The organism is Chryseobacterium sp. L12 (genome assembly GCF_056133985.1).
The window spans coordinates 28,792-41,294 of the sequence record NZ_JBVYOF010000013.1; the positions used below are offsets into that span (position 1 = coordinate 28,792).

10 protein-coding genes are annotated in these 12,503 nt (G+C 36.2%); 4 read left to right on the plus strand and 6 right to left on the minus strand.

Annotation, left to right across the window (positions count from 1 at the left end; all coding sequences use genetic code 11):
* The first annotated feature begins 48 nt into the window (after positions 1–48).
* Entirely contained in the window at positions 49–1,140 is a 1,092-nt protein-coding gene (locus tag AC0NBN_RS08130; protein ID WP_160812236.1) for a serine hydrolase domain-containing protein, read from the plus strand.
* 16 nt (positions 1,141–1,156) lie between these two features.
* Here the strand turns inward: AC0NBN_RS08130 and AC0NBN_RS08135 are convergent, their stop codons facing one another.
* The 4 genes from AC0NBN_RS08135 to AC0NBN_RS08150 all read right to left on the minus strand — a co-directional run bounded on the left by AC0NBN_RS08135 (position 1,157) and on the right by AC0NBN_RS08150 (position 6,854).
* On the minus strand, positions 1,157–1,975 hold the full coding sequence (locus tag AC0NBN_RS08135) for an alpha/beta hydrolase (protein WP_160812235.1): 819 nt from the start codon (positions 1,973–1,975) through the stop codon (positions 1,157–1,159).
* Between the two features lie 122 nt (positions 1,976–2,097).
* Entirely contained in the window at positions 2,098–4,428 is a 2,331-nt protein-coding gene (locus AC0NBN_RS08140; RefSeq protein ID WP_160812234.1) for a UvrD-helicase domain-containing protein, read from the minus strand.
* A gap of 179 nt (positions 4,429–4,607) precedes the next feature.
* Positions 4,608–4,976, minus strand: a complete 369-nt coding sequence (locus AC0NBN_RS08145) for a response regulator (RefSeq protein ID WP_160812233.1) — start codon at positions 4,974–4,976, stop codon at positions 4,608–4,610.
* Positions 4,977–4,997: 21 nt separating this feature from the next.
* Positions 4,998–6,854, minus strand: coding sequence for a PAS domain-containing sensor histidine kinase (locus AC0NBN_RS08150; RefSeq protein WP_160812232.1), 1,857 nt, complete (start codon positions 6,852–6,854; stop codon positions 4,998–5,000).
* A gap of 176 nt (positions 6,855–7,030) precedes the next feature.
* Here AC0NBN_RS08150 and AC0NBN_RS08155 point away from each other — a divergent pair, with 176 nt between their 5' ends.
* The 3 genes from AC0NBN_RS08155 to secG all read left to right on the plus strand — a co-directional run bounded on the left by AC0NBN_RS08155 (position 7,031) and on the right by secG (position 10,910).
* Positions 7,031–8,344, plus strand: coding sequence for a M16 family metallopeptidase (locus AC0NBN_RS08155; RefSeq protein WP_160812231.1), 1,314 nt, complete (start codon positions 7,031–7,033; stop codon positions 8,342–8,344).
* Between the two features lie 50 nt (positions 8,345–8,394).
* Positions 8,395–10,440, plus strand: coding sequence for a M16 family metallopeptidase (locus AC0NBN_RS08160; protein ID WP_160812230.1), 2,046 nt, complete (start codon positions 8,395–8,397; stop codon positions 10,438–10,440).
* Between the two features lie 122 nt (positions 10,441–10,562).
* Complete coding sequence (gene secG / locus AC0NBN_RS08165; RefSeq protein WP_160812229.1) at positions 10,563–10,910, plus strand: preprotein translocase subunit SecG; 348 nt, start codon at positions 10,563–10,565, stop codon at positions 10,908–10,910.
* A gap of 53 nt (positions 10,911–10,963) precedes the next feature.
* Here the strand turns inward: secG and AC0NBN_RS08170 are convergent, their stop codons facing one another.
* Both AC0NBN_RS08170 and recR read right to left on the minus strand, forming a co-directional pair.
* Positions 10,964–11,803 carry a glycosyltransferase family 2 protein gene (locus AC0NBN_RS08170; protein ID WP_160812228.1) on the minus strand — a complete coding sequence of 280 codons (840 nt, stop codon included), beginning with the start codon at positions 11,801–11,803 and terminating at the stop codon, positions 10,964–10,966.
* On the minus strand, positions 11,804–12,415 hold the full coding sequence (recR, locus tag AC0NBN_RS08175) for a recombination mediator RecR (protein ID WP_130915243.1): 612 nt from the start codon (positions 12,413–12,415) through the stop codon (positions 11,804–11,806).
* Between the last annotated feature and the right edge of the window lie 88 nt (positions 12,416–12,503).

Here is a 12,503-nt window from a genome sequence, read left to right on the forward strand (position 1 = left end):
TAACTATAAGATTTTTTATAAATCTAAAATCTGATTTAAAACTAATCTATGAAAACAAAAAATCTATTCTCTGTTTGGATCTTTTTATTATTATTTTTTGCATGCAGTACTGATTCCTCTGAAGAAGTACCTGCTAAATCTGAAAATTCTCCATCTGAAGAACCTATGTATTTCCCACCAAACAATAGTGATCTGTGGGAAACAAAAACGATCTCATCTCTTGGCTGGAACCAGACAAAAGTACAGGATCTTTTGACTTATCTTGAAACCAGAAACACTAAAAGCTTTATTATCCTTCAAAACGGAAGAATAGTCATGGAAAATTATTTTTCGGGACACACATCAGTAACACCATGGTATTGGGCAAGCGCCGGTAAAACTCTAACCTCAGCCGTTGCGGGAATTGCTGAGCAGGAAGGTTTTTTAAATATCAGCAATACAGTTTCCACGTATATTGGAACAGGTTGGACAAGTGCTCCGTTGGTCAAAGAAAATCTTATCACGTGCAAAAACTTACTCACCATGACATCAGGTCTTGATGACAGCCTCGGAGATGATGTATCTCCTGCCAACCTTCTGTATAAAGCGGATGCCGGTACCAGATGGGCATATCATAATGTTTATGTAAAGTTGCAGGATGTGGTTGCTTCTGCTACAGGTCAAACCTGGTCACAGTATTTTAATTCCAGACTAAGAGACAAAATAGGAATGACCGGAAGCTGGATTCAAAATGGCAACAACAGTGTATACTGGAGTACAACAAAAAGTATGGCAAGATTCGGATTATTGGCTTTAAACCGGGGAAACTGGAACGGAACTCAAGTGATTAATTCCAATTATTTTCAGAATGCTGTTACCACTTCACAAAACATTAATCTGGCTTACGGATATCTGTGGTGGCTCAACGGAAAAACAAGCTATCATCTGCCCCAAACGCAATTTCAGTTTAGCGGAAAGATTATTCCTAATGCTCCGGATGATCTTTTTTGCGCTTTAGGAAAAAACGATCAGAAAATTTATGTTGTCCCTAGCAAAAAATTAGTAGTAATCAGAATGGGAGATGCGGCAGACAGCATAAATCCCGCACTTTCTGATTTTGATGATGTTTTATGGCAAAAAATAAATGCAGTGATCAAATAGTCACTGCATTATGTAATTATTTCTTACTTTTTTCCACTCTTTTGATTTCGTTCAAAAGCAAAGGAAAAGCAGGGTGTGCCATTCCTCCGTGATCAAAACCCTGCAACTCGTACAAAGTAGTTTCTTTATGACCTTTCAGTTTCATCATTCTCCACATATAAGCATTTTCTTCGTATCTTCCCATCAGCTCTTTTTCTCTGTCTCCGGTAATCAAAAGTAAAGGAGAAGCATCTGCACGTATAAAATACAGAGGAGCCATATCATCTATTCTTGCATCAAGTTCACCAATGCCTTTTTCTTTTCTGGTAGTAAAGTGCGAAATCATCTGTCCGCTGAAAGGTATAATTCCGGCTAATTTATTGGCGTCAATCTGATATTTATTCAGATAAGATTTGTTTAGACCGACCATTATTGCAAGATAACCTCCTGCAGAATGCCCTGTAATGAAAATCTTCTCATCATTTCCTCCGTATTTTTTAATATTATTAAAAACCCAGGCTGTTGCAGCTGCTGCATCTTCAATATATTTAGGCGCTTTTACTTTTGGCGACAATCTGTAATTTACAGCGATTACAGCAATGCCCTGATTTTTTAGTTCTTCAGGAATAAACTTTTCACCTCCGGTAATTCCTCCGCCGTGAAACCAAATTACTGTCGGAAAATCTTTGATATTCTGCGGAATATAAATATCTAAAACACATCTTTCATTGATGTATGCATCAGACTTGTTTGTTTTTTCGTCATAATAATGAATATTATTGACCGTTTTATAATCCTGCGCAAAAGTTTGGAATGAAACTAAACTGAGAAAGAAAATAAAAAAAAGCTTTTTCATTTTTAAATATTTTGGAGTGTAAAGATACAAATTTGATATTCCTTACTTGGTTTCTTTTTAACTAAGACAATATGTATACTTTACAGCTTTCTGTACAATACTTCTAAAATATGTTGATTTTTTTAAATCTTCGTCAGTTTTGCATATTTAAGAATCAGATTCTTTTCGCCTTCGTGAAGGAAAATTACTTTCGCTTTAATATTTTGTGGATCTGTACCGTCTAAAAATGCTACTTCACCAACTCCGAAACGATCATGCCTTACTTTATCTCCTACCTCAATATCCTGAGAAGAAGCTCCGCTTGGGTTGATAATTTTGGCTGTACTTACAGGTTTTAGCTTTCTTGGTTCGGCAACAGGTTTGTCTTTATCCGCTTTAGTAATAGTTTTTTTCTCAACTTTTTTAAAGCTGCGGATTTCCGAAGGATGCTCGTCAAAAATATTGGAGGTAATACCGGAATTATTGATAAACCTGCCCTGCATCGCCGGATTTAAAAATTCGATATATTCTTCATCAACTTCACTTAAAAATCTTGATGGCTCTGCATCGGTAATTTTCCCCCATTGAAATCTTGACACAGCATAGGAGAAAAACGCCTGCTTTTCAGCTCTGGTTAAGGCTACATAAAACAATCTTCTTTCTTCTTCCAGATCCTCTCTTGTGGCAGAACTCATAAAGCTCGGAAAAAGATTTTCCTCTAAACCTACCAGATGCACAACCGGAAATTCCAGACCTTTGGAAAGGTGAATCGTCATTAAAGAAACGGCATCATCTGCATCATCCTTCTTTTGTGTATCTGCCGAAAGCGCAATATTTTCCAGGAAGTTGGGTAAACTCGGATCCCCGTCTTCCAGCTGCATTTGCTCCTCAATGAACCCCTGCATAGAGTTCATCAATTCCTGTACGTTTTCTACTCTGGAAATTCCTTCAGGAGTCTGATCGTCTTTTAAAAATTTAATCAGACCGCTTCTTTTTGCCACTTCCATGGCAACATTGTACGCCGTTTCTGTTTTAAGTAAAACCTGAAAGGCTTTGATCATTGACCAGAAATCATTCAGCTTGGTAATTACTCCGTTATTAAACCCCATATGCGGTGCATACATCGGCAGATTACTTAGAACTTTTGACACCGAAACATTCTGAGAATCTGCAAAAACGATTAATTTATTTTGAGTAGTTTCGCCAATTCCTCTTACAGGATAATTGATGACTCTCATCAAAGCTTCCGAGTCATTTTCATTGACTAAAAGCCTTAGATAGGCAATTAAATCTTTTACTTCTTTTCTTTGATAAAAAGAGAGACCTCCATATACTTTATACGGAATATTTTTTCTTCTTAAAGCATCTTCAAATGCTCTTGTCTGAGAATTTGTACGGTACAAAATTGCAAATTCACCAAATTTTCTCTGATCCCTGTTGTGAATTTCCCAGATATTTCCGGCAACAAAATTGGCTTCATCAGCGTCGGAAAGTGAGCGGTACACTTTTATTTTCTCCCCTTCTTCGTTTTCACTGAAAACATTTTTCTTAAACTGCTGAAGGTTCTTCGCAATCACTACATTGGCAGCATTCACGATATTCTGAGTCGAACGGTAATTCTGCTCCAGTGAAACCGTTACTGCATCGGGATAATCTTTTTTGAAATTTAAAATATTATAAATATTCGCTCCACGGAAAGAATAGATCGATTGTGCATCGTCTCCTACTACACAAATATTTTCAAATTTTGAGGCTAAAGCTTTTACAATAAGGTATTGTGAATGATTGGTATCCTGATACTCATCCACGAGAATATATCTGAATCTGTCCTGATATTTAGCCAAAACTTCAGGGAATCTAGTCAGCAATTCATTGGTTTTTAACAATAAATCATCAAAATCCATCGACCCGTTTCGGAAGCAGGCTTCAACATATTTTTCATAAATTTTACCCAGAAACTTCATATTGGCTTTTTCGTCAGCTTCCAGCAATTCAGGGTTATTATAATAAGCCTTTACGGTAATAAGGTTGTTTTTGTAGGATGAAATTCTTGCCTGAACTTTCTTGGGTTTGTATAAATCCGCATCAATATTCAGGTCTTTAATCACTTTTTTAATCACATTCAGCGCATCCTGCTGATCGTAAATAGTGAAATTGGATGGATATCCCAGATAATGTGCTTCACTTCTCAGAATTCTTGCAAAAACAGAGTGAAAAGTTCCCATCCACAGACTTCTTGCGTTGCTTTGTCCTACAACTTTTGCAATACGTTCTTTCATTTCTTTGGCTGCCTTATTGGTAAAGGTAAGCGCCAGAATATTGAAAGGATCTATCCCATTGGTAATTAAATGTGCAATCCGCATGGTGAGAACACGCGTTTTCCCGGAACCAGCTCCTGCAAGCACCATCAAAGGCCCTTCCAGTGTTGTAACAGCTTCATATTGTGATTCATTCAGTCCATTCAGATAATCCATACTGCAAAAAAATTTGGAAAACAAAAATAGTGTTTTATAAGGAGAATTCAAATTAGATCGTCGAAAGATGAATCATCATTTGAGATAAAAATAAAAATCAGCCTTGTTTGGCTGATTGCGTTTATTAATGTTATCATACGTTGAAAATCAAATTATAACGCAGTCCTAACAATTAATTCTTACTTAGAATAAAGCCTTATTTTTTCAATCATATCATTGATGTCAAAAGGTTTTGCAATAAATGCATCTGCGCCCGCATCTAAGGCTGACTGCTCTAATTCACGGCTTGCAGACATGATTAAAACCGGGATGCTTTTCAGGTTTTCATCAGCTTTTACCATTTTGCAGATATCTCTTCCGTCTTCTCCGGAAAGCCACATATCCATCAGAATTACGTTGGGCTTAGTTTCCGGACTCAGCGTTTTGAACATATCAGATCCTTTATAAAATTTTTCTACCCGGAAACCTTCAAAATCCAGCATCATCCCTATTGAATCTACTATTGCAGGACTATCATCCACTACCAATACCTTCAGCGAATCAGACATCTTTTATTTTTTTGTACGTTATTATTTTTTGCATGCTGGAATCTGGAAGCAAAAATCAGACCCTTTTCCTTCAATTGAGTTGACAAAAATTTTACCTCCCGACCTTTTAATGATTTCAGATGAAATATAAAGTCCTAAACCTAATCCCGGAAACGTATGTTCTTTGGATCCGCTGACGCGGTAATACTGTTCAAAAACTTTTGACTGCTTTTCCGGTGGAATACCAATTCCAAAATCTTTTACACTAAACTGAATACTATCATTCAATAATGAAGCTTTTACATGAACCTCATCTGCTTCCGGAGAATATTTTGTTGCATTACAGATCAAATTGCTCATTACCTGTGCAATTCTGTGCCGGTCTGCAAAGATCTCACCAATATTACCCTTCTGAACAACAATTTTATGCCTGGATGCCATTTGCTGTTCTGCTACTACCTCATCAATCAGTGTATCAAAATCAAAATAAGACTCATTAAGCTGAATCTGTCCATTCTGAATCTTTGTAACATCCAGCAAATCTCTTACGAGACCGTTAAGAAGCTCAATCTGAGAGTCCATCTTTGAAGCAATTTCTGCATTTCTTTGATCTCCGTTGAGCAAAAGATTCCTTTCTATAACCTGTGTGTAGAGTTTCAAACTTGTAAGAGGAGTTTTCAGCTCATGGCTTGCAATACCGAGAAAATTATCTTTTTGAGTCTGTAGTTTTTTAAAATCATCAATATCGGTGAAAGTTCCTATCCATTCTTTGATTTCATTCTTTTCATTAACGATAGGTACAGCTCTTGCGAGAAACCAGCGATATTCTTCCTCATTAGACGGATTGCGAAATTCGTGCTCTACTTCAAAAGGCTTTCCTGTTTTCACACATTCTTTCCAAATTTCATCAACTCTTTCAAAAACCTCTGGCTTTATCATGTTTTTTACCGACTCTGTGAGATTCATTTCCGAATTGGCATCAGCAAAATCAAACCATTTTTCATTCATGTACTGCAATCTTCCGTTAGGATCGGTAGTCCATACAATCTGAGGCATTGAATTTGCCATTTCCCGCAGCTTCTCTTCGTTTTTCTGAATTTCTTTTCGGGCATTCACAGAATGAGTTACATCTACTGCAACATTATAAATGGCATAAACCTGACCGTCCGAGTTCTTTAAAGGTTTATAAGAAAAATTATAGTAAAATGTCTGAAGTTTACCGTCTACCACAAGATCTACTCTGTCTTCTTTTGCGGTATATGTTTTACCAGTAATAAAAATATCTTTTAGCAAACCTATAAATGGCTGACCTTCCAGTTCAGGAAGTGCATCTTCCAGTTTCATTCCGATGACAGATTTCTCTTTGCCCCATGTTTTCAGCATCGGCTCATTGGCCAATTCTATAAACAAATCCCCTGATCTGTAAATCGCAATCGAATAATCTGATTTTTGTATCAGATCTTCAAATCTGTATTCACTTTCTTTTAATCTTTTTTCGGATAAAACCTGATCCGTAACTTCTGTTGCAACAACACTTACCCCAATAATCTGCTCGTGATTTTTATCATAAACCGGAGAATAAATAAAGTCGAAAAAATGCTCGTCATACAAACCATACTTTTCCAGATATACCGAAAGTTTATCACCTTTGAAAATTTCACCTTTATGGTAGACATTATCAAAGATTTCTATAAAACCCTGCGATTTTATTTCAGGCAAAACATCAAACAATGCTTTACCTATGCATGATTTATCTTTACCCCAAAGTTCAAGAATTTTAGGATTCGCAGTATGAATGACATAATCATCTCCCATCAGAAGAGACATCGCTACCGGTGCCTGGCTGAATAGAGTGATAAGTGAATCGTAGGATATATCGGAAGGTAAAGTATTTTTCATTATCAGATTTGGAAATCAAAATTAGTTGTTATTTATCAATTTAATAAAATTTAATTTTAGAAACAGATACCACAAAAGTTTAAAAAATAATTTTATCACAACCTTATGCAAAAGTTTTTCCAAAATTGTAACAAATAATGTATTTTTGAGACTTATTGACAAAACAATTTCTATTTATGAAAAAACGACTTCTTAGTGCTGCAGCAGCTGCCTTTTTCGGAGCAATGCTGAACGCACAGCAAATCAAGTTTGAAGAATATGATTTACCAAATGGTCTTCACGTTATTCTTCATCAGGACAATTCTGCACCTGTAGTAACAACAGGTGTCATGTATCATGTAGGAGCGAAAGATGAAGTAGTGGGAAGAACAGGTTTTGCACATTTCTTTGAACACCTGTTATTTGAAGGAACTCCTAACATCAAAAGAGGAGAATGGTTTAAGATTGTTTCGTCTAACGGTGGGCAGAATAATGCAAATACAACCAACGACAGAACTTATTATTACGAAACTTTTCCTTCCAATAATGAGCAGCTGGGTCTTTGGATGGAGGCAGAAAGACTTCGCCACGCACAAATCAATCAGGTTGGTGTAGACACTCAGAGAGAGGTTGTAAAAGAAGAAAAGAGATTGAGAATGGATAACCAGCCTTATGGAAATCTTTTCACGAATGTGCAGAAAAACCTTTTCACAAAGCACCCTTACCATTGGTCAACCATTGGCTCTATGGAAGATCTGAATGCTGCTAAACTGGAAGAGTTTCAGGCATTTTACAAGAAATACTATGTTCCGAATAATGCAACTTTGGTTGTAGCAGGTGACATTAAACCGGAACAGACAAAAAAATGGATTCAGGAATATTACGGAAGCATTCCGAAAGGAACAGTTTATCCTAAAAATTTCCCTAAGGACGAGCCAATAACAAAAGAGAAAGAAGTTACCGCTTATGATCCGAATATCCAGCTTCCTGCTTACGTTTTCGCTTACAGAACTCCGGGGAATAAAGAAAAAGATGCCTATATATTAGATATGCTTTCTTCTTACCTCAGCAGCGGAAAATCTTCTGTACTTTATAAAAAACTGGTAGATCAGGAGAAAAAAGCACTTCAGGTTGCTGCATTCAACCAGGGTCTTGAAGATTACGGTATTTTTGCTTTTTTTGCTATTCCTATGGGAGCGACTACGAAGCAGACACTTCAGACCGACATTGATGCTGAGATCAAAAAGCTCCAGACTACTCTCATTTCTGATGAAGATTATCAAAAGCTTCAAAACCAATACGAAAATCAGTTTGTAAATGCCAATTCAAGCATAGAAGGAATAGCTTCATCGCTTGCTACTTATAATGTTTTGATGGGTGACACCAATTTAATCAACAAAGAAATTGACATTTACAGATCTATCACTAAGCAAGATCTTCAAAATGCGGCTAAAAAGTATTTAAATTCTAACCAGAGAATCATCCTTAATTACTTACCTGAAAAAAAATAATCTAGAGAAAACTTAAGTTTTATAAAGATTATCCATTAAAATTTTTACAAATGAAAAAGCAATTAACATATATAGCCGTAGCATTTTTATTTTCAGGAATGCTTTCTGCACAAAAAATTGATTTGAATGCAATGCCAAAACCGGGACCAACTCCTGTGATCAACATTGCCAAACCAAAAACTTTTCAGCTTAAAAACGGGATGACCGTAATGGTTGTGGAAAACAACAAGTTACCAAGAGTAAACATGAGCCTTTCAATGGACAGACCTCCTTATTATGAAGGAGATATTGCCGGAGTAAGCGAAATCATGGCAGATCAGCTGGGTAACGGAACCACTACTTTAAGCAAAGACGAATTTAATAAAAAAGTAGACTTCTTAGGAGCTAATTTAAACTTCAGCTCAGGAGGTGCAGCTTCCAATTCCCTTTCAAAATACTTTCCGGAAGTTTTAAATTTAATGGCTGATGCGATCATCAATCCTAAATTTTCTGCTGACGAAATTCAAAAATCAAAAGAAAGATCAATTGAGGGCTTAAAAGCTTCAGAAAAAAGTGCCGATGCTATTGCATCAAAAGTTTCCAACGCATTAGCCTACGGAAAAAACACTTCAAGAGGTGAATTTGAGACAGAACAATCTATCAGCAAAATTCAATTATCAGACGTACAGAATATATACAAAAAACATTATGCACCAGACAATGCTTATCTGGTAATTGTGGGTGATGTAAAGTTTGACAAGGTAAAACCGATGGTTGAGAAAGCTTTTGCTAACTGGAAAAAAGCAGGAACAACATATCCGCCTCTTGAGCCGGCTAATAATGTTGCCAAAACAGAGATCAATGTTGTAGACGTTCCTACTGCAGTACAGTCAGTAGTTTCGGTGGAAAACCTTACTACATTGAAAATGAAAGATCCGAACTATTTCCCGGCAACAATTGCCAACTACATTCTTGGAGGTGGTGGTGAAGCAAGACTTTTCATGAATCTTCGTGAGAAAAACGGCTTTACTTACGGAGCTTACTCAAGCATGAGTGCAAGCAAGTATTCTCCTTCTTTTTCTGCGCAGGCAAGTGTAAGAAATGAAGTGACTGACAAGGCGATAAAAGAGTTTATGAATGAGCTTAATGCTATCTCAACAGTAAAACCTGATGAGCTTGAAAATGCAAAGGCAAAGCTTAAAGGAAGTTTCATCATGTCATTGGAGCAGCCTGCAACTATCGCAAGATTTGCAGTAAACCAAAAAGTACAGAATCTGCCGGAAGATTTCTACACCAACTATTTAAAATCAATTGATAAAGTAACTGCAGCTGATGTTTCTAATGCGGTAAAATCTACTATTAATCCAAATCAAAGCAGAATTTTTGTTGCCGGTAAAGCATCTGATATTTCTGAAAGTCTGGAAAAATTAGGATATCCTGTAAAGTATTATGACAGCAATGCAAATCCTGTAGCTAAACCTACTGTACAAAAAGTTGATGCCGGTGTAACTGTTGCTTCTGTTGCCGATAAATATATTGCAGCTATCGGAGGCAAGGAAAACATTGCTAAAGTTAATTCTTATACTGTAAACGCATCAATGTCTATGCAGGGACAAAACATTGATATTAAAAACATCAAAGCTAAAGGAGGAAAAGAATTAATGCTTGTAACAGCCAACGGAATGACTTTCCAGAAGCAGGTATTTGACGGTAAAACCGGTTTTTCTGAGCAAATGGGTCAAAAAGCAGAAATGACTAAAGAGGAAATTGCAGACAGATTGAAAAACACTGAACTTTTCCCTGAGGTTGGTTTTGCTAAATCCGGAGATTACAAATTGGCAGGAATTGAAAAAATCAACGGTGAAGATTCTTACGCAATTAAGAGCAACGATACTACTTATTACTATAGCGTAAAAACTGGTCTTAAAACAGGAGAAACAAAAACAATGTCAGCGCAGGGACAAACATTTACCATCCCTACAACTTTCTCTGACTACAAAGATGTTTCCGGTGTAAAAATGCCTTACACAATGACGGTGAACCAAATGGGAATGGATATGACCATGAAGGTAAAATCTTATGAAGTAAATCAGGCTAAAGATACAGACTTCAAATAAGAATCAATATATTTTTAATGAAACGGCGGCATTCAGCTGCCGTTTTTATTTTTATATCAATCTTATTTTGCTGTTCGGCAAAAAAACATTAAATTTGCCCATTCAAAAAGATATCAAAATTAATGGATACAATATTTACACTATTGATGGTTCTTATTATGATTGCCTGCGTACTTCTGGTAATCGTTGTTATGGCTCAAAACCCTAAAGGTGGAGGTCTTTCAAGCACATTCGGGGGAGCATCTTCCGCACAGTTTGGCGTACAGAGAACCAACGATTTTATGGAAAAATCTACATGGACTTTAGGAACTGTGATTATCGTTTTAATTTTGATCAGTGTAGTAGTAACAGGTAAACCAAAGAAAACGGCAGCTCCGATTCCGGCAGCACCAGCTAAAACTGAAGCTCCGGCAAAGAATGCTCCGGCTTCTGAAAATAATCCTGCTCCGACAAACGCACCGGCTAAATAAAATTTAAATTAACTAATAATAAAAAAATGCAGCTCAATCCTGAGTTGCATTTTTTATTTAAGCTTTATTTTTTCAATTTTATGTCTGAGCTTTAAACCAGCTTTAAGAAAAGAGTATTGAACAGGATTTTGAGTTTTATAATATTTATCAATAAAAACCTGCATTGCTCCGTAAAACCGTTGCAGATATACCTCATCTTTTATGGTGCTTTCTCCTTTATGATGAAGAATAGAAACTTTACCGTAATAGTAATTCCTAAATCCGTGATTCAGCAAAGTATAGCAAATATCAATATCTTCTCCGTACATAAAGTATTTCTCATCCAATCCGCCAACAGCATGATACACTTCTTTTTTTATCAGAAAAAAAGCTCCGGTAATGACTTCCGTTTCTGCAATGTCATATTCTCCAATGTCATTTCGGTAATATGATTTTGAATTATTCTTCTTAAATCCTGCAAAAAGTTTTTCAAACGAATTGAACATATCAGGAACGGATCTTTTACTTTCAGGAAGAAAATTACCTTCCGCATCATGCATTCTTACACCGAGACAGCCAAATTTAGGTTTAGAATCTGCAAAATCTAAAATTTCTTTTAAGTAAAATCCTTCAAGCTCCGTATCGGGATTCAGAATAAGAAGGTACTCCCCTTTCGCCGACTGTATTGCTTTGTTATTCGCCTTAGAAAAACCGTCATTGGTGACAGAAGCAATAAAGTGAAAATCAGGAAACTCGCTGATAAGATTTTTCCATGACACATCTGAAGAATTATTATCAATAACAATCACCTCATACTCTACCCCAGTTCCGTATTTTTGAATTGAAAGAAGGCAATTTCTCAATAACTGCGTAACATTGTAGTTAACGATTATAAACGAAAGTTTCACCATCATTTAATCTTTTTCGTTATATGGCAACCTGTTGACAATAGATCTTCCCAAAGAAATTTCGTCTGCATATTCCAATTCATCACCTACAGAAATTCCTCTTGCGATACTGGAAAATTTAACATCCGAATTTTTGAATTTTTTGTAAATATAATATGCCGTTGTATCTCCCTCCATTGTTGCGCTCAAAGCAAAAATAAATTCTTTTACATTTCCTGTACTTAGCTTTTTTTCAATACTCGGAATATTAAGCTGATTCGGACCTACTCCTTCCATTGGGGAAATTTTACCGCCTAAAATAAGATATTTTCCTGTATATTTCCCTGTATTTTCAATCGCAATCACGTCTCGTACATCCTCTACGATACAGATAACCTCATCACTTCTTTTATGGCTGCTGCAGATCTCACAGATTTCAAAATCCGAAAAATTGTGACATTCTTTACAGTATTTTATTTCATTAACAAGACTTATGATAGAATTTCCCAGTCCCGCTGCTCTGGAACTCGGCTGCTTAAGAAGATGAAGAGCTAAGCGTAAAGCGGTTTTCTTTCCTATTCCGGGAAGTCCTGAAATTTCGTCAACTGCTTTTGCCAATACTTTACTCGGATAATCCATATCTGCAAAAATAACAATTATACTTGATAACCAGAAGCTAAATAAGGCTAAAATCTATCTTAGACCAGAAGAGAAATTTACATAAAAA

Bases quoted from the DNA above. Each gene is read 5' to 3' on its own strand.
- AC0NBN_RS08130 (WP_160812236.1), top strand. From the start codon at position 49: ATGAAAACAAAAAATCTATTCTCTGTTTGGATCTTTTTATTATTATTT.
- AC0NBN_RS08135 (WP_160812235.1), bottom strand. From the start codon at position 1,975: ATGAAAAAGCTTTTTTTTATTTTCTTTCTCAGTTTAGTTTCATTCCAA.
- AC0NBN_RS08140 (WP_160812234.1), bottom strand. From the start codon at position 4,428: ATGGATTATCTGAATGGACTGAATGAATCACAATATGAAGCTGTTACA.
- AC0NBN_RS08145 (WP_160812233.1), bottom strand. From the start codon at position 4,976: ATGTCTGATTCGCTGAAGGTATTGGTAGTGGATGATAGTCCTGCAATA.
- AC0NBN_RS08150 (WP_160812232.1), bottom strand. From the start codon at position 6,854: ATGAAAAATACTTTACCTTCCGATATATCCTACGATTCACTTATCACT.
- AC0NBN_RS08155 (WP_160812231.1), top strand. From the start codon at position 7,031: ATGAAAAAACGACTTCTTAGTGCTGCAGCAGCTGCCTTTTTCGGAGCA.
- AC0NBN_RS08160 (WP_160812230.1), top strand. From the start codon at position 8,395: ATGAAAAAGCAATTAACATATATAGCCGTAGCATTTTTATTTTCAGGA.
- secG (WP_160812229.1), top strand. From the start codon at position 10,563: ATGGATACAATATTTACACTATTGATGGTTCTTATTATGATTGCCTGC.
- AC0NBN_RS08170 (WP_160812228.1), bottom strand. From the start codon at position 11,803: ATGATGGTGAAACTTTCGTTTATAATCGTTAACTACAATGTTACGCAG.
- recR (WP_130915243.1), bottom strand. From the start codon at position 12,415: ATGGATTATCCGAGTAAAGTATTGGCAAAAGCAGTTGACGAAATTTCA.